The organism is Paraburkholderia sabiae, from assembly GCF_030412785.1.
GTDB lineage: Bacteria > Pseudomonadota > Gammaproteobacteria > Burkholderiales > Burkholderiaceae > Paraburkholderia > Paraburkholderia sabiae.
This window is the reverse complement of sequence record NZ_CP125296.1, coordinates 1,951,529-1,973,824: the sequence shown is the minus strand read 5'-3', so window position 1 is coordinate 1,973,824 and position 22,296 is coordinate 1,951,529. Positions and strand designations below refer to the sequence as shown.

Sequence of the window (22,296 nt, the reverse complement as noted above, 5' to 3'; positions counted from 1 at the left end):
CAATTCGTCATGACATGCCCGGATACCGGCGTGAATCTGAAACACACAGTTGTTATACACGCATCGACGATAAATAGGGTAGTCGATAGAATCAAAGCGTGTTGAAACAGATTTGACAGGTCGAAATTGACTTAACTGCTATTGATTGGTGAGCGAACATGAAATTCTCTGTGAAAGAAGCTATTCAGGCGGACGATATTTCCAGAATCGAACGCGCAATGAAGAGTGTCGACGTCGATGCTAAAGTCGCTGTAAACGTCGGTGCGAATACGGTGAGCGTCGATTCATGGCTGATGCCGGAAGAGTTCTTTGTCGCTTTTCACGACGAAGAATACGACGTGGCGATTGTCGAGGCATAGCGTTTGAAGTGGCCGGCGGCGATCGCAACCGGTCACATCGATCAGCCTTCGTCGTTGCAGGCTGACTTCAGCAACAGCACGCAGCTTGCCACTGCAAACACGCAGGCAGCGGCCGCGTAGCGCGTGAGCGCTTCGTCGACTGAGAACATGCCGCTGAATGCCGCCAGGGGCGCGCCTACTGCGACGAACACACTGATCTTCAACAGAATGGACCTCAGCTTTAGCTGAAACATGTTCTGCTCTCTCCGTTAGACGTCGGCCGGTTCGACTCTGTATATGAGTCCCGGCCGACGTTCATTTCTGCTGGCAACTTCACGCGTTCTGCTTGACCTCTGCGAAGTACTGCGGCGCTTCGCGGCGGTCATACATGCCGTACTCGCGCACGACGCGGATATGCCGAAGACGCACACCGTCCGGCAACTTCGCATCGCGTTCGAAGGCTGCGGCAGCTTCGAGGTCATCCCACGTCGCGACAGCGATCACATCGCCGGGCGTCAGCAGCGCATCGAACACGTCCCACGCAAGCAGGCCGGGTGCCGCGGGATCGAGTCCGAGCGCCGCTGCAACGGAGTCCGCGCCAGCCTGCTTGACCCATTCCGGCGACCGGTGCCCGTCGAGCAAGGTCACCGCCTTGCCGAGTCCTGCTTCGGTTGCATCGAGACGCTGCTCGGTCAAAGCATGGCCTTCGGGTACGTGCGTATCCGCGACGTTCTGACCGATGCGCAAGCGATAGTCGGAGAACACGCGATCGCGTGCGGCCTGCTGGATCTTGTGATGGTTGGCGGTGGTCCTCCAGCGAACCAGCGCCTTTTCGTCACGCCAGCTGGACAGAGACAGCAGCCATCCTTCGCGAGTCAGACTCCCATAGCGCGTGTTGTCGATGAAGCCATCGATCTGTTCGAGTTCAGGGCGCAACATCTTCGCCATCCCGAGATAGGCGTTGAATTGTTCGGGGATGGGATTCACTTCGAGCATTGCGGAAAACATGTCACATTCCTTCGACGGGTTGGCTAACCGAGTGGCGGCAGTGCAATAAGTCATGATCTGTTGACGTTGCCATCAGGACCGCTCAGTGGATGAACTCATTGTCGGAGATGAATCCGCTTTCTTGAAGTGCGCAGGTGCCGGATTACGGGCCAATCAGTGCTCGATTTGCGCCATGCTCAAGTCGAAGGCGATACGGTGTCGACGGATGAAATGCTGTGTTTTCCTAATGGACAATAATTGCGCTCGCGATCGCACCTACAATTGCGCACCTGACCGTTCCAGAGGCGCGATTGCCAACGAACAGGTCTGTCGTATTGAACTGAAGTCGGGAATCAGGATGGACAAGTTTCGGGAGATGGAAGTATTCGTTGCCATCGTCGATCAAGGCAGTTTCACAGGTGCGGCCGACAAGCTCGGCATGTCGGCGCCTACGGTTTCAAGGGCACTGCATTCGCTGGAAACGCGCGTGGGCGTACAGTTGATTGCGCGGACCACGCGCTCGATTCGTCCCACGGACGCGGGCATGGCTTTCCTCGATGCGAGCCGCAAGGTGCTGGATACCATCGCGGACGCCGAGGCCAGTATCGCCGCCGAGCAGATCCGCCCCGCAGGCACACTGACGATCTCCGCTCCCGTATTGTTCGGCCAACGGTTTATCGCGCCACTCGTGAATGCGTACGCCAATAGCTATCCCGACGTGAATGTGAATGTCGTCTATGTCGATCGCACGACGCGGCTGATGGAGGAAGGCGTCGACATAGCGATACGTATCGGTCATCTCGGCGACTCTTCCGTATTCGCGGTGCCGCTCGGCGCGGTGCGGCGTCGAACTTACGCGGCGCCGGCGTACCTCGAAGCGCACGGAGAACCTCTTCATCCCAAAGACGTGAGCGCGCACCATTGCGTCTCTTATACAGGGGTCACGCATCCGCTCGAGTGGGTGTTCTACGAGAACGGTCTGCGACTGCCCGTGCGCGTGCGGCCGCGCATGATCGTCGATCTCGCGCCTGCTGCCGTGATGGCGGCTGTGGACCGCGTGGGCATCACGCAACTGCTCTCTTATCAGGCTGCGCCTGAAGTACTCAGCGGGACTCTGCAACGGATTCTGACTGCATTCGAGCCGGACTCGATTCCAGTGAACTTGCTGCATGTCGAGCGAAAGGGCACGAGCATCAAGGTCCGATCCTTCGTCGAATTCGTCACTGAAACACTACGCAGAAACGTTCATCTTCAGTTCGTCGATGCGCCGAAGAATCTGCCCGCTGAAGACGATTAGCGGCTCAAGGTTCTACATGTGCTGAACCGACCGCGAGACGCAGTTCGCGATAGGCGGAAACCAATGCGTCGAGACTGAATGCACGGTTGAGACCGCTGGGATTCGGCAGCACCCAGGTGCTCGCGCCGCTGAAGGTGAGCGCTTGCAGTCCCCATTCGATTTCACGCTTGCCGGTGAGTTCGGCAATCGCCATCTTGCCGAGGAAGGCGATATAGCGTGGCGCATAGCGTGCGATCTTCAACTCGAACTCAGCGGCGGCGGCCTTGATTTCCGCTCTTGATAGCTGGTCTGCGCGCGCCGTCGGGCGAGCAACGGCTGTCGTCAGTCCGTATTCGTAGTTCAGCAGAGTGCGTCCGTCCTCGGGGCGTAACTCTTCGGGAGTGAAGCCAGCCAGATGAAGCGTTCGCCAGAAGCGATTACCGCGTCCCGCAAAATGGTGGCCTGTGGATGCGGCGCGCAGTCCCGGATTGATTCCGCAAAAGATCACCGATAAACGCGGTTCGAGAATATCCGGCAGCGCTTGAAGCGAGTCGGCGTACGTGATGGAGATCGGGTTCATTCGATTCGTGCGACTCATTCGCTAACGGTGTCGAGCGCAAGCGGCGATGGTTCGTTGACGACGCCGCGAAAGCGATCGCGATACTGTTTCGGCGTGACGTTGAGCCTTCTGGCGAAGGTCGTTCTCATATGCGTCGCGCTATGGAAGCCGCATTTAAACGCGACCGTCTTGAGCGGCGCATCGGTTTCTTCGAGCAGCTTTCTCGCAGTATCGACACGAACCTGTTCGACGAACGCCGACGGCGTCACTTTTGCATACTTGGCGAACATGCGCGAGAACGTGCGTCGGCTGACGGATACCGCGCTTGCGAGTTGCTCGATGGAGAGCACGTCCGTGATGTGATCCATCACGTAACGATGCACCTTGCCGATGATGGGGTCCTCTCCCTTGCGAAGGCCGACGTAAGGGCTGTATTGCGATTGCCCGCCTTCGCGCTGGATATACACCACCAGCCGTTTCGCGACGCGCACGGCCAGTTCGTGTCCCCAGTCTTCGGCCACCAGCGACAGACACAGGTCGATGCCCGCCGTGACGCCCGCTGAAGTGAAGAGGCGCCCGTCACGAATGAAGATCCGGTCGGGCTGGACGCGTGCCTGCGGAAACTCGTCCGCGAGACGTCCTGCTTCGGCCCAGTGCGTCGTCACTTGCCGGCTATCGAGCAGTCCCGCCCGGGCGAGCACGAACGCGCCGTTGCATACGGAGCCATAGCGGGTCGCGCCGTTTGCCTGACGCCGCAGCCAGTCGAGAAAGTCGGCGGGAGGATGGAAGTCGGGCAGCCGCGGTCCGCCCGCGATCAGCAGCAGGTCACATTGGCCGTCGTAATCGGCAAAACCGTAGGGTACGGTCAGCTGCATTCCGTTGGACGCGGTCACGACGCCGGCCTTGTAGCCGACGAAAGAGACCTGATAGCGCTGATGCTCCGGAAGAAGCGCGTTGGCTTCGGCGAACACGTCCAGAGGGCCTGCGACATCCAGGGCCTGCACACCATCGAATATGACAACGGCGACTTTCATTTCGTGACCTTCGGTGACTGTAAGCACGACAGCCGGGCACACGACCCGGCGACGCGCAGCCGTTCAGCTTATCGCAAGAACGAACGGAAAATGTATCGCGGCCGGCAAATATCGCGCGCATTTTTTCCGGAATGCCAGGCTTGTGTGGAGAATCAACCACTATCAGAAGCTGCATAGTCAGATATCTCGCGGCGGTTGGCCGGGAATTGCGTCAGTTTGGCCTGTTAACCAGCTTTTTAAACATACGCTCAGGCGCGATGGCCGTCAGAATGATGTTGCAGCCTTCGCAAATGTTCCAGCCATGACCCGAAACCCAAACGTTGCTTCACAAGTCCTCGCGCAGCGCGAGCATGCCGGCGAATCGATGTCGGGCGCAGACATCATTCTGCGCGTTCTCAGCGAGCAGGGCGTCGATACGCTGTTCGGCTACAGCGGCGGCGCGATCCTGCCGACGTACGACGCCGTCTTTCGCTTCAACGAATTGCACAAGACGAACCCCGAGCGTCAGATCAAATTCGTCGTGCCCGCGAACGAACAGGCCGCGGGCTTCATGGCGGCCGGTTATGCGCGTGCGAGCGGCAAGGTCGGCGTGTTCATGGTGACGTCCGGTCCCGGCGCGACGAATGCCGTGACGCCGATTGCCGATTGCAACGGCGACTCGATTCCCGTCGTGCTGATCTGCGGACAGGTGCCGCGCGCCGCCATCGGCAGCGATGCGTTTCAGGAAGCGCCTGTGTTCAACATCATGTCGTCGTGCGCGAAGCAGGTCTTCCTCGTGACCGATCCGGCAAAGCTCGAGCAGACGTTGCGTACCGCATTCGAAGTGGCGCGTACGGGTCGCCCGGGGCCCGTCGTCGTCGATGTGCCCAAGGACATCCAGAACTGGACGGGAACCTACGAGGGCCACGGAACATTGCAGTTTCGAGGCTACTCGGATCGACTGCGCATGGTGGCGAAGGGCGCTCGACTTGGCGACGACAAGCGCGCCGCGTTCTTCGAACTGCTCGCGCAGAGCACGCGTCCGCTGTTATACGTTGGCGGTGGCGTGATCACGTCCGGCGCGACGGCAGAACTGCATCGTTTTGCGGAGCGCTACCGTATTCCCGTTGTGACCACGCTGATGGGACTCGGCGCCATACCCGTCAAACACGAACTGTCGCTCGGCATGCTGGGGATGCACGGCAGCGCATGCGCGAATTATGCCGTCGTAGATTGCGATTTCCTGATCGCAGTGGGTGCCCGATTCGACGATCGGGTCGCGGGCGGGAAGCCGGACGCGTTTGCGCCGAACGCGCGTCACGTTGCGCACATCGACATCGACGAAGCGGAGATCAACAAGGTCAAACGGGCTCACTGGACGCACGTAGGCGATGCGGGCGACGCGCTGCGCTCGTTGATGGAGTCCGGTTCGAGTGTGCGAGCGCCTTCTGATTGGCTCGACGAGGTGCGCGAACTCAAGCGAACCTACGGCATGAATTACGACAGGAACAGTCCCGCCATCCAGCCGCAACTCGTCATCGAACGGCTTAGCGATATGACGGGCGGGCGAGCCATCATCAGCACAGGTGTGGGTCAGCATCAGATGTGGGCCGCGCAGTTCTTCGACTTTGTCGAACCGCGCAGCTTTCTGACGTCGGGCAGCATGGGAACGATGGGCTTCGGTTTGCCCGCCGCGATTGGCGCTCAATTTGCGCGGCCGGATGCACTCGTGATCGATATCGACGGTGACGGCAGCATCCGCATGAATGCCGGCGAACTCGAAACGGCCAGCACTTACGGCGTTCCGGTGAAAGTGCTGCTGCTCAACAATCTCGGCGATGGAATGATCCGGCAGTGGCAACACCTCTATTACGAAGGGCGGTTGTTCGTCAGCGACAAGACGCTTCATCGCAAGGACTTCGTGATGGCGGCACAGGCGGATGGATTTGGTTTCGCGCGTCGTGTCGAGGCCGTCGGGGAACTCGATGATGCACTCCGGGCCTTTATCGATTTCGACGGACCGGCGTTTCTCGAAGTGATGATCGATCAGAATGCCGACGTGTATCCGATGGTCGGCCCCGGACAAAGCTACGCGACGATGATCACCGGACCGTTTATCCCGTCGCGAACCGGTCAGCAGGCGAATGGCAACGACGTCAAACGTCTGCCGGCTGCGGATATGTTCTAGCAGTGTGAGCAGTGAGATGATCGACTTCGATGCAACCATCAAGGCATTGGCCCATCCGTTCCGGAGAAATGTACTGGAATGGCTGGCCGATCCCGAGCAGTACTTTAGCGGGCCTGAATATGCGGCGCTTCGATCCGTCTCCGCGGGCATGCTGCACACGCGAAGCGGACTGTCGCAATCCACAGTGTCGTGTCATCTCGCGCAGCTTGAAAAGGCCGGCCTCATTCACGCGCGAAAGGTCGGCCAGTGGACATTCTTTTCGCGCAACGAAAGCGCACTCCGCGAATTTGCCGACCGTTGTTATGTCGACGTCGCAAGACTCGACAGGCATCCCTAGATTTTTCCTTCAGACCGCATCTTCCGATGGCCCAAAACCAGCGTCGATTGTCCCCGGACCGTCGCAGTTTGAGCGGCGATAACACACCACAAAACCTAGACTGTATTCATCAGCGGTCAGGAGATCGCTGATCCTGCAGGCACAGGAACCGGGTGGCAGGAGCCGCGCGGTATTGCACAAATTGACGTGGACAGGGCGACGTAGCATGTCGCCCCTATTCGCGCTCGGATTTTGTCTTCGTGTACCTGTGAAAGCGTTGGCCTCGCCAAGGCAGCCACAGGTGCTGCCCTGGTGGTGTGTGTGGCAGTTATCGGGCGCGAGCCCGGCTGAGGACAGAATCATCATGATGATGCGTAACCGGAAAACCTCCTTCCTGTTTGGAGGCAACGCTCCTTATGTCGAGGAGCAATACGAAACCTATCTTGCGGATCCCGCGACTGTGTCGGACGACTGGCGCGGCTATTTTGACGCGTTACAGGGCACGCCGGCGGTGGATGGGTCCGAGACAGGCGACGTCCCGCACGCGCCCGTTGTATCGCGTTTTGTCGCGTTGGCGAAGCAGCCGCGAACGGGAGGGCACGACGAAAACGACGTGTTGAGTTTTGCTCGCAAGCAGGTCGCGGTGCAGGCGCTGATTTCGGCGTACCGGATGGTCGGTACGCGCAACGCCCGTCTCGATCCGCTGCGCTGGACAGCACCCTTGCCGGTGGCCGAACTGAACCCGGCATACCATGACCTGTCCGCGTCGGACATGAACACGAAGTTCAGCATGTCGGGCGCCTACTTCTCGGAGCAGGATGAAACGCTCGGCGATCTGCTAAAGGCGCTGAAAGAGACCTATTGCGGGACGCTCGGCGCGGAGTTCATGCATCTGGCCGATCCCGAGCAGCGCAACTGGTGGTCGATGCGTATCGAGTCGTCACGTGCCAGGGCGACGCTCGATAAAGGCGACAGGCTGCACATCCTCGAACGGCTGACGGCGGCCGAAGGGCTCGAAAAGTATCTGCATGCGCGTTATGTCGGACAGAAGCGCTTTTCGCTCGAAGGCGGCGAGTCGCTGATCGTGCTGCTGGACGAACTGGTCGCATATGGCGCGACGCAGGGCGTCAAGAGTTCGATTCTCGGCATGGCGCACCGCGGCCGTTTGAACGTGCTCGTGAACATCGTCGGTAAGCCGCCCGCCGCGTTGTTCGACGAGTTCGAAGGGAAGACCGCGAATCTGCTGCCGGCGGGCGACGTGAAGTATCACAAGGGCTTTACGGGCTTGCTACCGACAGCGACCGGGCCCGCCGAAGTCACGCTCGCGTTCAATCCGTCGCATCTCGAAGTCGTCAATCCCGTCGTTCAGGGCATCGCTCGCGCACGAGCCGAAGTGCTCGGGCTGGGCGCGGGCGCCGTGCTGCCGGTGGAAATTCACGGCGACGCCGCGATTTCAGGGCAGGGCATCGTGATGGAAACGATGAACCTGTCCAGCACGAAAGGCTACGGAACGGGTGGCACGATACATGTGGTCGTGAACAATCAGGTTGGCTTCACGACTTCCGATCCGAGAGACGTGCGCTCGTCGTTCTATTGCACCGACATCGCGAAGATGATCGAGGCACCCGTCCTTCACGTGAACGGCGACCACCCTGAAGCCGTCGTTGCAGCAACGCGTCTCGCAATCGATTTTCGCGCGACGTTCGGTAAGAGCGTCGTGCTCGATCTGGTTTGCTTCCGCCGACATGGTCACCAGGAACAGGACACGCCGACCATCACGCAACCGCTGATGTATCGCTCGATTGCGGCCCATCCCGGCGTGCGCACGCTGTACGCGAAGAAGCTGGTGGACGAGCAGGTTCTCACATCGGAGGACGTCGACAAGTACGTGCACGACTATCGCGAACGTCTCGACGCCGCGCAGTCCGTCGAAGCGAAGAAGTCCGACGATCAGAAGAATGAAGACGCGAACTGGCCGCAACTGCTCGATGGAAACGCCAGCCGCATCTATTACGCACCGCCGCTGCTGGATCACGTGCAACAGCTCGCACTTACGATTACGCGCGTTCCTGAACAGTACTCGCTGCATCCGCTCGTCGCGAAAGTGATGTCTGCACGCCGCGAAATGGCCGAAGGAAAACGTCCGCTGGATTGGGGCATGGCGGAACATATGGCGTTTGCGTCGCTGCTGTCGGCGGGCATCGACGTGCGCCTGAGCGGGCAGGATAGCGAGCGCGGCACCTTCAGCCATCGCCACGCGGTACTTCACGATCAGAAGCGATCGAATCGCGCAGAGGGCACGTATGTGCCGCTGCATCATGTATCGGACGAACAGGGCAGATTTTCGGTCACCAATTCGGTGTTGTCGGAGGCCGCCGTGCTGGGCTTCGAGTACGGATACTCGGTCGTTCGACAGAATTCACTCGTGCTGTGGGAAGCGCAGTTCGGCGACTTCGCGAATGGGGCGCAGGTCATCATCGACAACTTTCTTTCTGCGGGTGCCGCAAAGTGGGGGCAACGCAGCGGCGTGACGATGCTGCTGCCGCACGGTCAGGAAGGCGAGGGACCGGAGCATGCGTCGGCGCGTCTCGAGCGCTATCTGCAACTATGTGCTGAGGACAATATGCGCGTCTGTCAGCCGACCACACCCGCGCAAATGTTCCATCTGCTGCGGATGCAGGCCGTGTTGCGCGATCGCGTACCGCTCGTCGTGATGACGCCGAAGTCGCTGCTGCGGCACCCGGAAGCCGTCAACAGTCTCGAAGATCTCGCAACGGGCCGATTCAACGAAATACTCTTCGAATCGACGACAAAGGAAGCGGCGGAGAAGATCGACAAGGTCATTCTGTGTTCGGGAAAGGTCTACTACGAATTGCTCGAACGCCGACGCAAGGCCGGCAAGGACAACATCGCGTTGATTCGCGTCGAGCAGTTGTATCCGTTCCCCGCGAAGCAGATTAGTGCGCAGCTCGAGCGTTATCCGAACCTGAAGCGTGTCGTGTGGTGTCAGGAAGAGTCGAAGAATCAGGGCGCATGGCATTTCGTCATGGAGTCGCTGCTCGACATCGTGAAAGCGCCTGCAACGCTAAGCTATGTCGGACCTGAGGCGGCGGCGTCGACTGCACCAGGCTACAAGTCGATGCACGTTGCGCGTCAGGAGAAGTTCCTGCACGCGGCAATCGACGCGTGACGCGTAGCAATGGCGAGTCGGAGACGATCTCTTCGATTCGCCATTGCGCACATCAGAGCGCTTTCGAAGCAGCGCTTGCGAGTCTGCGGAGTTCATCGAACTGCGTGACAAGTTCGAAGCATAGAAGAAACGCGAATACGGAAGCAGGCCCGGGATACCGCTCCATCCATTGCAACGACGCCGCAGCATAACGCGTTCGGATTGGCGTGCGCGTCATCAGAAACGTAATAGCAATACCGATTGCCGCGCCCGCCAGCAGATCAGTGGGATGATGAAAGCCGAGGTAAGCTCGTGGAAAGCAGATGAATAGCGCCGTATAGGCAATGAGTACGATGCCTGCCACCCTCCACACGATGAATATGCCTGTTGCGACGGCCATCCATAACATCGCGTGATCGCTCGGGAATGAACTCCAGTTGGACAGCCTCGCATCGTTCAAAGAACTGTTGGCGAAGTGCAAATGCAAGTTGGGATCGTAGATAGGTCGCATCCTGAACGGCAGAAAGTCTGCTAGCAATCGCCCGACGATAAGCGCCAACAGACCGCTTACGACGGTTGCAATCACCATTTCGCGCTGCCAGTCCCGACGTTCGCCGGGTTGAAACCAGATCCACCATAAGACAGGGATAAGCACGAGTCCACGGAACGTGTACATGTCCGTGAGGGCTCTCATGATGAGGTTCGGCAAGGGGCCGAGATGCAGATGCGTTAGATATGTTTCTATTGTTGTATCGAAGTTAGGCATGTATTTCAGTACCACCGTATTCAAAAGCAATGACGTTCCGCGTAGTAGCGATTTCTGTTCCCGAACGGCGGGTCGGGAATGGTGATGAGAAGGTTTGTATTGCGCCTCATAGCTTTATTCTCTTTTTTGTAGCGGGCGTCTATCGGGTGTGACACGCACTTGCGTTCTGCAAAAACAAAAAGACGCGCGGCACCGAAGTGCCGCGCGTCGACTGGATTCGAGCCGCGAAAAGGCTCAATCGTCGGTATGAAGTCCGGGTAGTGCGCGCGTTCCTTCTGCCTTCACGGAATGCAGTTCGTCAGGATCGACGCCCAGTGTGCGCAGAATGGTCGGTGCGACCTGAGTCGTCGTCACGCGACGTTCGACGGTCTTGCCGTGATAGCGGCCATCCGGAAACGACACGACCAGACCGAGGTGGCTGTCGTCGGGTGCATTGCCGCCATGCTCTTCGTCCTTCTTCGTGCTCGACGTATAGATCACGCCGGGATTCGGCTGCACGATGATGTCCGGCGTGCGGCCGTTCGCCGGATCGCCGAATTGCGCTGCGAGCCGTGCGCCCGAGAGGATGTACGCTTGCGGACCGTCCGCGCAGATGCCGGGCGGCGTGCAGCTCAGGTTCGCCTTCAGTGTCGTCACGACTTGCGAAAGCTGCGATTGATCACGCAACCAGATCAGGCCGACATCGTCTGTTTGCACGAGGCCCGTGCCGACACGTCCGGTGCCGTCGTTCAGTGCTTTTGCATTGCCGTTCTGACCGAAGTTGCCGTTCGGATCGAGATAGTTCTTCGATTCGAGCAGAGCCGTGAGCGTATCGCCGTTCTTGACGAGCTTCGAATGATCCGTCGGCGACTGCCCATGCTTTGCCGTGACGATGACCATCGTCGAACTGGCGAGATTGCGCGTCTTCAATTCCGCGACCATCTTGCCGATCGAATCGTCTACGTATCCGATCGCTGCCGCGACCTGTTTGCCCGGCGTAAAGCTCGTATCGACGTAGCCGCCATCCTTTGCGACAGGCGCCTTTTGCGCAACGCTCAGCGTCTGGAAGTTCGTGCCGAAGAGCGTGGGCACAGGTTCATTACGCGTGCCCGTCGAATCTTTTCCATCGATCTCGTTGATGATCGACGCGACGTGCAGGTTGTCGAAGATCTCGGTATTCGTATAGAGATCCGTATAGTCGTTGCCCGTCGCCGGATTGATCGAATTGATTTCCGTGCGGGACAGGTCGTCGACGCCGCGGCCCGAAGGTCCGTTCAGCCAGTCGTAACCCCATGCGTGCTTGTCGGCCCATGCAGTGCGCGAATCGTGAATATGTTCCTTCACGACTTCGAATACCGTATTCGTCTTGATGTAGTTATGCGGATAGACGGGCACGCACTTGCCATCGCGCTTTGCACGCGGAATGGCGTCGGGGTTGAAATTGCCGCCGCCGTCGAGATGAGTCAGCGCACCGCCGCCCTGTGCATCGATGCCTGTCGTTTCATCGAACACGACGTTCCAGCCTTGCGTGCCTGTGCAACCGGTATCGGACGGCGCGTATAGCGTGCGGTCGTAGGAGACGTCATAGAAGAGCCCTGCGGACTTCGGCGATCCGCCCGTGACCAGCGCAGCGAGACCGGGGAACGAATCCGATAAGCCCGGTGTGTAGGCATTCGTATAAGTCACGCCGGACTTCGCCAGTAGCGCGATATTCGGGCAGGTATTCGCGCCGATGCAGCGCGCCACGTCCTGTTCATGCAGGCCATCGACACTGATCAGCAATACGTGGCTGATCGCCTTGTCCTTGTCGTGACCTCGTCCTTGTCCTTCATCTGCATGTGCGGCCGCCAGCGGCACGATCATCGAACCTGCCAATGCACCGGCCCCAACCCATCTGATCAGTCGACTCATTGTTCACCTCACGTGTTGTCGCATACCGATTACGAATTGTTACGGCAGCGGTAATGTGCGCGTTCAATGCGACCTCACGATGAAGCGGGGCTTTCGTTTAGCTCAAGATATGAGAATGAAAATCAGGCGAAGTTCTGGAGAATGCGCAATACGCTCTCCAGTACTTCGCCTGATAAGCAGCATCGTCGATAACGATGTGCGAACTGATTGATGGCGCGTTTCTCTACCGACTCCGAAGCGAGCCAGCGTACGAATGAAATTTCGCGAGCAACTACAACCGACTCAAGCCGCAATCGCGCGGCGGATCGCGTCAGCGAGTTCGGCCGCCTGAAACTTCGCGACGAAACCATTTGCGCCTGCATTGCGCACGTGCGCTTCGTTCGCGGAGCCCGTGAGCGACGAGTGAATCACGACGGGCATATCGCGCATCCGGTTATCGGCACGAATCCGGCGTGTCAGCGTGAAGCCGTCCACCTCGGGCATTTCCAGATCGGTGAGCACCATCGTGACGGCATCGCGCAGGCGGGTCTTGTTTCGCTGCGCTTCGTCGGCCAGCTTCACGAGAATCTGCCACGCTTCTTCGCCCGTCTTGGCCATGATCGATTCGGCGCCGATTTCGCCGAGCGCCTGCTGGATCAGCGTGCGCGCGAAGCCGGAATCGTCGGCGGCGAGAATGCGGGTGCCGGGCGGCAGTTGCAGGAGATCGGACGCTTTCTCGGAGTTGGCCGGTACCTGGTGAGTCGGAAGCACGTCGCGCAGCACCTGTTCGACGTCGACGACCTGTGCGAGCCGCGAATCGCCCGTATTGCCGTCGATCCGCGCGATGCTCGTGACGAGTCCCGAGCCCGCCGCAGCATCCGCGGGAAGCACCTGATTCCAGTCCAGACGCACGATGTCGTCCACTTCCTGCACGGCGAAGCCCTGGGTGGTACGGGCAAATTCGGTCACCAGCAGGATGTTCAGGCCGCGCGTGGGCTCGCAGCCCATCAGCCTCGGCAGATCGACGACAGGAATGACCTGTCCGCGAATGTTGACGGCGCCCATCACGCAAGGGGACGCGCCGACGATCGGCGTGATGGTCGGCATCGTCAGGATTTCGCGAACCTTGAACACGTTGATGCCGTACAGTTCGTGCGCGGTGTCGCCCGGCACGCTGCCAAGCCTGAATAGGAGCAGTTCGAACTGATTTGAACTCGTCAGGGTCGTGCGTGCATCGGTTGATTGTTGGTCCATCTTGTGGCTCTGAAAGTGACGGGCGCAGCGGCGCTTGCGCATTGCATACCCGTATATCGGCCTGGGCGCGGAAAACATGAACGCCGGTGGAAACCCCATATTCACCTCATATCGAGCCCCTATTGCGCCGGCGACGATGAACGGTCGTTCGAATCGGGCGACCCTGTTGCGATCGCCCTTTATGCAGGCGGTCAGTCCCGGTCCGGCGCGGTGAGGTCTGCAGGAAGCAAGGCTTGCGCGACGGCTTCCGAAAACTGCATACGCCGGCCATCGATCAGCAATCGCTCCGGATCCGCCGGATCGCGCTGGATGGCGGGCAACCCATGCGCGACGAGCGCACGCGCGCAGCCGATCCAGTCGCCGACGCCGTTCCCGGTGGGCTCGTTGAATGACGCCCAGGAGAGCGTCCCCAGCACGTCTGCGCCGAAACCGTGCGTCTCGCGCCAGCTCGCGCCGTGCGCAAGCAGGAATGTGGTCAGCTCCGCGTCGCCACGAAACACCGCGTGATTGAGCGCGGTCGCGTCCCAGTCTCCGCCGCGCGCGGCGATGGGCCAGCCGAGTTTGACCATGACCTTGACGGCATCGGCGGAACCCCACGCGGCCGTATCGGGCAGCAGGCGCAGCCGGTCTGCGGGCAGCGAGCCGGGAAGCGCCGGATGCCGCGCCTGGATGCGCTGCGCTTCGGCGAGATCGCCGTGCGCACAGGCCGCTACGAACGCATCCTCGATGCTGAGCGCGTCGTCGGCACCCGCCGCACGCAGCAGGTCGGCGACTTCCTGCAGGCCGGTTTGCATCGCGAGGCCGTAGGCGCTGATGCCCGCGGGCGTCCTGGCGTGCGCGTCCGCGCCGGCCGCGAGCAGTGCGGCGATGTGCCGAGGCGAGCGCCGCACGGCGATCGCGCGCAGCAGCGGCGTTCCCCACGCGGTAACCGGACCGGCTGCGATCGGCTCGTTGGGATCGCCGCCGTGAGCCAGCAGCAGTTCGAGCGCGGCCGGGTCGGGCATGTCGAGCGCCCGGTACAGCGCATTCGTCCCGCCGACGCGAGCGCCATGCTTCAGCAGCAACCGCGTGCAAGCGGGCTCCTCCAGCGAGTGATAGAGCGATTCGCCGTCGTTGGGATCGGCGCCCGCCGTCAGCAGCATCTCCGTCAGAACGGGATCGCGGTTGACGCCCGCCGCGCCATACAGCGCGGACAAGGCGGCCGACTCGTCGGGCGAGGCCAGCGACGCGGGCGGATATCGATTGCCGATCCGATCATTGGGATTTGCGCCCGCGTCGAGCAGAAAGCGCGCGCATTCGCGCAGCCGCTCGGCGAACTCGGGTAGCTTTCCGAGGTACGAGTGCGTCACGGCAACCAGCGGCGGAAGATTCAACGGCCCGCCTGGCCGGTCTATCCAGCCGGAGTCTGCGGCAACTGCGCGGGCGATCACGTCGACATGGCCCGCAGCGCACGCGACCCACACGTCGGCCGTCGGCAAGCCGGGGTGGTCGTGCAGCAATTGCGCGGCGACGCGCGGCCTTCCTGCGTCGAACGTACCCACGACGTCGCCGCTGTACGCCAGGCCGAGCCAGCGGCGGATCAACGCCGCCTGATCGCCTTGCAGCGCATGCGTTTCCGCATACAGGCGCAGGTCCGCCCACGACGCGAATCCATATTCGCGCGCGATGCAGGACTGGGCGTCGTGCAGGCGCAGCCCGAGGGCGATGACGGCATCGGGCGAACGATTAGCGGCAGCGGGAAGAAATTCGATGAAGCGCGCAATGGCCGTCGCGTCGCCGTGGCGATACAGGCGCAGGAGTTCTTTCGCCTGCTTCTTCAGATGGTCGAGATTGACCTTGGGAGGAAGAGTCTTCATTCCGGATCCTCGTGCATTTGAGGCTGTCGGTCCGCAACACCGCCTGCACAAAGGATGGTGAGGTACTGCGTCGTCAATCACAGGCGGGTTCAACCCTTTCCGCGGACCCGGAAGCGGCCTGCACCGCTGACGGAATGCTAGGGGAGGACGGGTGGCGCCGTCAACCCGGCTTCATCGATGAACGGCCGATTGCAGCATCGGATATGTGAACAGAAAGAAGTGCGCGGCATTGAGGCCGAAGTGCGCGAGGACGGATGCCCGCAATCCGCCATAGCGCCAGGCGATTCCATAGCCGATGCCGGCGATGCTCGCGAGCACGATCCATTGCCAGCCGCCCGGCGCATGTGCGAGACCAAACACCATTGCGCTCACGCACAGCGCGATCAGGTTCGCGTGCCGCCAGCGCGCCAGCAGACGCGTGAGTCCGCCTTGCAGATAGCCGCGGAACAGCGCTTCTTCGGTGATCGAGACGAGGAACAGGTTGTTGAGCAACCACAGGCCACTGCCGTCAGGACGCTTCGGCGCCCAGCCGACCACACCGAGCAGTGGCGCGACCGCGAGGCACGCAGCCGTGGTGGCGAGCATGGAAAGCAGGCTTACTTTCAAGCTCGTACGCCAATCGTGCCGGGTGTGCAGCCAGGGCACGGCGAGCAGCAGCCAGAAGCCGATCAGCGGCTTGTCCAGGTTGAGGTACATCGTGAACGGCACGGCATCGGGCGTGATGCGCTCGGGTCCGATCACGCGCTGATTATGAAAGCCCGGCAACCAATGCATGCTGAGCGCGACGGCCAGCGCGATGAATAGAACATGTCCGGCATAGCGGACGGTTCGCGCGCGGTCGGGCGAGACCGCATAGGCCGCGACGACGAGAAGCGCGAGCGCAACGAGCGACACAGGGGCAAGCTGTCCGAGCGCCAGCGCGGCACAGCACGCGAGGATCAGCAGTGCGGTGCCGGGCCAGCGGATTCTGGCGATCAAGGCGGTGGGCGCGGCAATGAATAGCGCAATCCAGGTGATGGAGAAAGTCACGTGTCGTCCGATGTGTTCTTTGGGTCTTGCAAAGGAGCGTGGGTGGCTACGATACACGACGCGTGCGAACGGATCAGCGACGAGGCGACGTGGGTGTGACGAACACGAAGACTACGCGCTAACCGTTAGCTGAATGTCACGCCTGACGCACATAACATCCAGAGAACCTTCAGGCGACCGATATATAGCGATCTTTCGGTCACAGCGCTTCTAAAAAAGATCTCACCGTTTAAAAATAAAGAAGCAACGTTATTCGATATACGACTAACCGTTAAACAAATTCTCAAGTTGAAATTGGCCATATTCCCTAAAAAACACAAAACGGGAAGTGGAGGCAAAACCTCTTGGAACTCGATCGAATGTGCGGTGTGCTCACAGAACAATAATGCAATCACCGAAAGCACAAGCGAGTTCAACGAGAGAGTTACATGGAAAACGCGAGACCGAGCTATAAGCCGCCATTCTTTCCCGCGTCGATTTACTGGGATTGCATTCATCCATCGCGGCAAGGTCGCCGTGACGCGCTACCGTCACCTGAAGCACTGGTTGAAACGCACGCTTTCGAGCACGGATGGAAATCGTTTGCCACTTGCGGCGTGAGCATCCGCGACTGGAATCACGATTATCCGGGGCCGACATTCCGGTCCGTGTCGGCGGATAGCGCAAGCCGCATCAAACGAATAACGGTAGGCGTCACGTGCATGGACAAGGCGAGAAGACCGATTCAGGCAACGGGATATCTCTTCGACTCGCAAATGAGCTTCATCGGCATGGTCGATTTCAGGTACTTCAGCGAGCGCATGCCCAAAGCAATGGATTTCGAAGTCGAAGAACTCGGGCTCCCCATGTCGACGTCGATCCAGGTGCGCTTTCAGCTTGGCGGCGGCGGTGCGCCGACTGTTCCTCATCCTCCTTTCGTTAGCAGCGTCTTTATTGAAGTTGCCGGTCAGTCTTGACGGTGAACAGCATGAAGTCTTGACGCAGCAATGTTCTCTCTACTCCACCCCAAAGGATAAACAATGAGCTATGCAACGGCCCTAAGCGGACTGGCTGGCGCATCCAAAGATCTGGATGTCATCTCCAACAACATCGCCAACGCGAGCACCGTCGGCTTCAAATCGGCACAGGCGGAATTCGCCGATATGTATGCGAGCGCAATGACGACGGCCGTGGCCAATCAGGTCGGCATCGGCGTGCGGGTCTCGACCGTCGCGCAGGATTTCACGGAAGGCTCGATTACCTCGACGAATCGCGATCTCGACGTCGCGATCAACGGCAACGGTTTCTTCGAGTTGTCGCAGAACGGCGCTACGGTGTATTCGCGCAACGGCCAGTTCTTCATGGCCCGCGACGGCTCGATCGTCAACGCGGACGGCCTGCATCTGATGGGCTATGCGGCGGACGCAAACGGCGTGATCAATCCGGGCCAGGTCGTGCCGCTTACTATTCCGACCACCGACATAGCACCGACGGTGACCAGGAATATCGGCTTGTCGTTCAATCTCAATTCGCAAGACCCGCTGCCGAAAACGACGCCGTTCTCGCCAACGGACCCGCAGAGCTACACCGGCTTGACAACCATGCCCGTCTACGACTCGCTCGGCGGAACGCAGCTGGTCAACATCTATTTCGTCAAGAATTCTGTCGGTTCGTGGACTGCGTATGGCACGTCGGGTACGCCGCCGACTCCCGTGGGCCCGAGCGCAAACGGCAGTCTCGGCACGATAACCTTCGACACCGGCGGCAATGTCACGTCGCCTAACCCGATGAGCTTCGCATTCACCATCCCCAACGGCGCCGACGGCGGCGCTACCACGCAACCGTTGACGCTCGATCTGAGCGGGACGACGCAGTACGGGCAGTCGACGGGTGTGACGAGCCCGCCGAATATCGACGGTGCGCCTGCGGGTGAGCTGGAACGCTATTCGGTCGGCCCGGACGGCGTGATCACCGGCGTGTTCACGAACCGCCAGAGTCGCGCGCTCGGTCAGGTGGTGCTCGCGAATTTCGCCAATCCGAACGGGCTCACGAATCTGGGCAACAATCTTTATGGACAGACGGTCGAGGCCGGCGTCCCTCAGGTTGCCGTTCCCGGTTCGACGAATCACGGTCAGCTGCAGGGCGGGGCCGTCGAGGAGTCCAATGTCGATCTGACGAGCGAGCTGGTCAACCTCATTACCGCCCAGCGCGATTACCAGGCTAATTCCCAATCGATCAAGACCCAGCAGACTGTTGACCAAACGCTTATCAATCTATAAGCCGAAATGCCCGATGATATGCGGTGGCGTTGAATTTCTATGAGTTGCAGACTGTGCATCTCGACGCCACTTCAGTTCAAGCGGGCGCTTTCCTGCAACAGCGATACCCGCGTACGTGCATATACATACGTGGCGAACGAGAGCGACGGCCACACAGGTAGTTCGATGACTTTAGCAATAGACGAAAACGTACAAGGTATCAACGAAGAACTCGACCGGATCGCCCGAAGCCGGCTCTTTGCGAATTCCGCGCGCCTCGTGCGCTTTTTGCGCTTTACCGTCGATGAAGTACTGAACGGTCGAGGTCATCTTCTCAAGGAATACCTGATCGGCACGAACGTGTACGACCGGACTGGCGACTACGATCCGCGCGTGGATTCCGTCGTGCGCGTCGAAGCCCGCCGTCTGCGTTCGAAACTGAACCAGTACTATGAAACGGCGGGCGCCGCCGCGAATGTGCGCATCGCGTTTCAGAGCGGCTCGTATGCGCCGACGTTCGTCGTTTTCAGCGAGACTTCCAGTACATCCGAACCAGCCGATTCGCCCGTGCAGCAGAAGACGGCCGCGCTTTACCACGACGGCGAAGGCGCGGCGCTCGCGATTCTGCCCTTCAGATGCGTGACGGAATGCGCGCATACGGCCGATTTCGTCGCCGGGCTAACGGAAGAACTGACGTACCTGATGAGCCATTCGCCAGGATATCGCGTCGCTGCGCGCCATGCCGTACCGGCGGCATTCGATGGCGCGATGGAACGCGCGGCGATTCCGAACGGCAGCGGTATTCATGTCTTTCTGCACGGAACCGTGCGGCGCGCGGGCAGCAGCTATCGCGTGACGGCGGAAATGTACGACGCGACTGGCTTCGTCGTGTGGTCGGATCGGTTCGACATGAGCGCACAGAACATCGAGGATGGACCCGAGCGGATTGCGACGACCATCGCGAGCCGTTGCAGGCTGGACTATTCGCTTGCACGCGCGATGCACGTGTCGCCCAGCATCACGGCCGTGCGATCGATCGGCCTTTCGATGCGCGCGCGTCAGGCGATCGACGGACAGACGGCGCCCGCAATGGTCGCCGCGATACGCACGATGACGGCGGCGGTCGGCAGGGCGCCGACCTGCACGCAACTCTGGTCGGCGCTTGCCGATTGTCACGTCGAGCTGTTCCGGCTTGGCGCGCTCGAACACGAAGCGGCCTGGGAAGCCGCGAAGCCGGCGGCAGAGCGCGTTCACGCGATCGATTCCAACTCGTCGGAAGGTCATTGTGCGGCTGCGGGCGTGCATGGCTGGCTGCGCTGGAACTGGGCAAAGGCGTCGACGCATCTGCGCGCGGCGCTCGCTGCGGGCGATGTAACGCGTGCGAACTACCTGCAAGGCATCCTGTTCTCATACGACGGGCGCTTTGACGAAGCGCTGCGTCAATTGCACAAGGCGGCTGCCCTCGATCCGTTCGCGCAGTCGGTCAGAACGGCCATCGCCCGCACGCTTTTTCTCGCGCGACGCTACGATGCGCTGATCGCGATGTTCGAAGATCGCGAGACACGCAAGCCGAATCTCGACGTCTTGCGATATCTCGGCCTTGCGTATGTGTTGTGCGGGGAACGCGATAAAGCCGCAGCGCTGCTCGAGGACATCTCGAACCATGCGAGCAATAACCTCGCGCACCGCATCGTTCCCGCTGAGCTTGAGGCGTGGCTGGGCCGTCCCGCCAGTGCTTCGCGCTTGTTGAAAGAAGCGCAGATCACGGTTGCCGATCGCGCATTGCTGACCGTGGCGATCGGTGATTACCCGACAAGTATTGCCGCGCTCGATTCGGCACGCAAAAGACGCGACCCGATCGTGCTCTCGCTGCGCTTCGATGCCTGCTTCGACAAGCTGCGCAGTTATGAGCGGTTCGAGTCGATTGCCAATCAGAGCCGGGTGAAACTGGCCGATTGAATTAGCCCGCGCTATACGCCCCATTATTCGCAATTCGCGAATGCCGCATTCGCCGACATCCCCATTCCAGTTCGTCCCGGCTTGGGCCACTCTCCGTCAAACCGGTGGCGCGCCCGCACGTCGAAGCATCGAGCCGACGTTGCGACGCACAACGCACGCCGGCTCGAATATGACATTGGAGACAGAGATGAAACCGAATCAGTGGGACGTGTCCTACGAATGGAAAGCCGTGACGCTGCTCGCGCTTGGCTTCGGCCTCGTAGGGCTTGACCGGTGGCTAATCGCACCGCTTTTTCCGTCGATCATGAAAGACCTGCATCTGAATGCGCAAGATGTGGGCAACTGCATCGGCATACTCGGGCTGTCGTGGGGCGTGTTCGCGGCGCTGATGGGCGGCATCTCCGACAAGATCGGCCGTCGCAAGGTGCTGATTCCCGCGATCATCGCGTTCTCGCTGCTGTCGGGTTTCTCGGGCGTGGCGGGCGGGCTGGCCGCGCTAATGGGCATTCGCGCGCTGATGGGCGTGGCCGAGGGCTCGTTCTGTCCCACCAGCTTCGCTGCGACCGCCGACGCTTCGCATCCGAAACGGCGCGGCTTCAATCTCGGCTTGCAGCAAAGCGGTTTTGCGCTGTTCGGGCTGGCGCTGTCGCCGATCATCGCGACGCAACTGCTCGGCGTAATGAGCTGGCGCTGGGTGTTCGCGCTCGTGTCGATTCCCGGGCTGATTCTCGGTCTGCTGATGTATCGCGTGATTCGCGAGCCCAAGCCTGACTCATCCGTCGAAATCACGCAGACGCCCACGCACAAGATGAATGGCAACTGGCGCGACGTGCTGAAAAGCCGCAACATTCGCGTCGCAATGGTCGCGCTGTTCTGCGCGATGACGGGCGTGTTCGTGCTCGGCGCGATGCTGCCGCTCTATCTGACCGACTATCTGTCGCTCGACACTCAACGCATGGGTGTCGTCGTATCGGCGATCGGCTTTGGTGGCTTTGTCGGGCAGTTCGGTTTGCCGGGGCTGTCCGATCTTGTCGGGCGGCGTCTTGCGAGCATCGTCGGCTTTGTCGGCACGGCGGTGATGCTGTACGTGTTCCGCGGCCTCGGCGCGCAACCGGTCGCGCTGTTCGCGGTGCTGTTCGTCGCGTCGTTCTTCACGCTGGGTCTCGTGTCGCTGCTGTCCGGGCCTATCGCGACGGAGGCGGCGCCCGTCGGCATGGTGTCGACGGCGATCGGCATCGTGGTCGGCGCGGGCGAGATTTTCGGCGGCGGCATTGCGCCTGCGCTCGCCGGTTTCGTCGCGACGCACTTCGGCATTCAGAACATCCTGTGGCTGCCCATCTGCGCGGTGATTCTCGGCGTCGGCGTGAGCCTGCTGCTCGAAGAGACAGCGCCCGCCAAAGTGCGCCGTCGCAGTGCATCGTCCGTCGACGAGTCCGCCCGTTTCCCTGCCGTCGAACAACCCGAATAACGGCAGTTTCCT

The 22,296-nt window shown here is 60.5% G+C and carries 18 protein-coding genes; 9 read left to right on the top strand and 9 right to left on the bottom strand.

The genetic code is table 11. The features are described 5' to 3' along the window. Positions 1-158 precede the first annotated feature (158 nt). Complete coding sequence (locus QEN71_RS38285; protein ID WP_201649795.1) at positions 159-359, top strand: copper chaperone; 201 nt, start codon at positions 159-161, stop codon at positions 357-359. Positions 360-400: 41 nt separating this feature from the next. Here the strand turns inward: QEN71_RS38285 and QEN71_RS38280 are convergent, their stop codons facing one another. Both QEN71_RS38280 and QEN71_RS38275 read right to left on the bottom strand, forming a co-directional pair. Then, a complete protein-coding gene (locus tag QEN71_RS38280; protein WP_201649796.1) occupies positions 401-592 on the bottom strand; it encodes a DUF2964 family protein in 192 nt (63 codons plus the stop codon). 79 nt (positions 593-671) lie between these two features. Then, the gene (locus QEN71_RS38275; RefSeq protein WP_201649797.1) at positions 672-1,346 is read right to left on the bottom strand and encodes an antibiotic biosynthesis monooxygenase family protein; all 675 of its coding nucleotides are present in this window, start codon (positions 1,344-1,346) and stop codon (positions 672-674) included. A 337-nt stretch (positions 1,347-1,683) separates the two neighbouring features. Between QEN71_RS38275 and QEN71_RS38270 the strand changes: the two genes are divergently transcribed. Further along, positions 1,684-2,622 (top strand): LysR family transcriptional regulator, encoded by a 939-nt coding sequence (locus tag QEN71_RS38270; RefSeq protein ID WP_201649798.1) that lies wholly within the window; start codon positions 1,684-1,686, stop codon positions 2,620-2,622. Between the two features lie 4 nt (positions 2,623-2,626). Here the strand turns inward: QEN71_RS38270 and mug are convergent, their stop codons facing one another. Both mug and QEN71_RS38260 read right to left on the bottom strand, forming a co-directional pair. Then, entirely contained in the window at positions 2,627-3,181 is a 555-nt protein-coding gene (gene mug, locus QEN71_RS38265; RefSeq protein ID WP_201649799.1) for a G/U mismatch-specific DNA glycosylase, read from the bottom strand. 14 nt (positions 3,182-3,195) lie between these two features. Beyond that, entirely contained in the window at positions 3,196-4,194 is a 999-nt protein-coding gene (locus tag QEN71_RS38260; RefSeq protein WP_201649800.1) for a GlxA family transcriptional regulator, read from the bottom strand. A gap of 301 nt (positions 4,195-4,495) precedes the next feature. Here QEN71_RS38260 and ilvB point away from each other — a divergent pair, with 301 nt between their 5' ends. The 3 genes from ilvB to QEN71_RS38245 all read left to right on the top strand — a co-directional run bounded on the left by ilvB (position 4,496) and on the right by QEN71_RS38245 (position 9,867). Beyond that, complete coding sequence (gene ilvB, locus QEN71_RS38255; RefSeq protein ID WP_201649801.1) at positions 4,496-6,361, top strand: biosynthetic-type acetolactate synthase large subunit; 1,866 nt, start codon at positions 4,496-4,498, stop codon at positions 6,359-6,361. Between the two features lie 16 nt (positions 6,362-6,377). Beyond that, complete coding sequence (locus tag QEN71_RS38250) at positions 6,378-6,698, top strand: ArsR/SmtB family transcription factor (RefSeq protein ID WP_201649802.1); 321 nt, start codon at positions 6,378-6,380, stop codon at positions 6,696-6,698. 343 nt (positions 6,699-7,041) lie between these two features. Next, positions 7,042-9,867 carry a 2-oxoglutarate dehydrogenase E1 component gene (locus QEN71_RS38245; protein WP_201649803.1) on the top strand — a complete coding sequence of 942 codons (2,826 nt, stop codon included), beginning with the start codon at positions 7,042-7,044 and terminating at the stop codon, positions 9,865-9,867. A gap of 52 nt (positions 9,868-9,919) precedes the next feature. On the opposite strand, the gene QEN71_RS38240 is transcribed toward QEN71_RS38245, so the two are convergent. From QEN71_RS38240 to QEN71_RS38220, 5 genes are all read right to left on the bottom strand, one after another. Continuing rightward, the gene (locus QEN71_RS38240) at positions 9,920-10,612 is read right to left on the bottom strand and encodes a phosphatase PAP2 family protein (RefSeq protein ID WP_201650001.1); all 693 of its coding nucleotides are present in this window, start codon (positions 10,610-10,612) and stop codon (positions 9,920-9,922) included. 234 nt (positions 10,613-10,846) lie between these two features. After that, positions 10,847-12,502 (bottom strand): alkaline phosphatase family protein, encoded by a 1,656-nt coding sequence (locus QEN71_RS38235; RefSeq protein ID WP_201649804.1) that lies wholly within the window; start codon positions 12,500-12,502, stop codon positions 10,847-10,849. Positions 12,503-12,784: 282 nt separating this feature from the next. Beyond that, the gene (locus QEN71_RS38230; protein ID WP_201649805.1) at positions 12,785-13,735 is read right to left on the bottom strand and encodes a chemotaxis protein; all 951 of its coding nucleotides are present in this window, start codon (positions 13,733-13,735) and stop codon (positions 12,785-12,787) included. A gap of 191 nt (positions 13,736-13,926) precedes the next feature. Then, positions 13,927-15,591, bottom strand: coding sequence for a hypothetical protein (locus QEN71_RS38225; RefSeq protein ID WP_201649806.1), 1,665 nt, complete (start codon positions 15,589-15,591; stop codon positions 13,927-13,929). 171 nt (positions 15,592-15,762) lie between these two features. Further along, positions 15,763-16,620 carry a CPBP family intramembrane glutamic endopeptidase gene (locus tag QEN71_RS38220; RefSeq protein WP_201649807.1) on the bottom strand — a complete coding sequence of 286 codons (858 nt, stop codon included), beginning with the start codon at positions 16,618-16,620 and terminating at the stop codon, positions 15,763-15,765. A 701-nt stretch (positions 16,621-17,321) separates the two neighbouring features. Between QEN71_RS38220 and QEN71_RS38215 the strand changes: the two genes are divergently transcribed. The 4 genes from QEN71_RS38215 to QEN71_RS38200 all read left to right on the top strand — a co-directional run bounded on the left by QEN71_RS38215 (position 17,322) and on the right by QEN71_RS38200 (position 22,284). Next, positions 17,322-17,576, top strand: a complete 255-nt coding sequence (locus tag QEN71_RS38215) for a hypothetical protein (protein WP_201649808.1) — start codon at positions 17,322-17,324, stop codon at positions 17,574-17,576. A gap of 63 nt (positions 17,577-17,639) precedes the next feature. Further along, positions 17,640-18,878: a flagellar hook protein FlgE gene (flgE, locus tag QEN71_RS38210; protein ID WP_201649809.1), complete on the top strand. Its 1,239-nt coding sequence runs from the start codon at positions 17,640-17,642 to the stop codon at positions 18,876-18,878. Positions 18,879-19,043: 165 nt separating this feature from the next. Then, on the top strand, positions 19,044-20,816 hold the full coding sequence (locus QEN71_RS38205) for a hypothetical protein (protein WP_201649810.1): 1,773 nt from the start codon (positions 19,044-19,046) through the stop codon (positions 20,814-20,816). A 187-nt stretch (positions 20,817-21,003) separates the two neighbouring features. Beyond that, a complete protein-coding gene (locus tag QEN71_RS38200; protein ID WP_201649811.1) occupies positions 21,004-22,284 on the top strand; it encodes an MFS transporter in 1,281 nt (426 codons plus the stop codon). Positions 22,285-22,296: the final 12 nt, after the last annotated feature.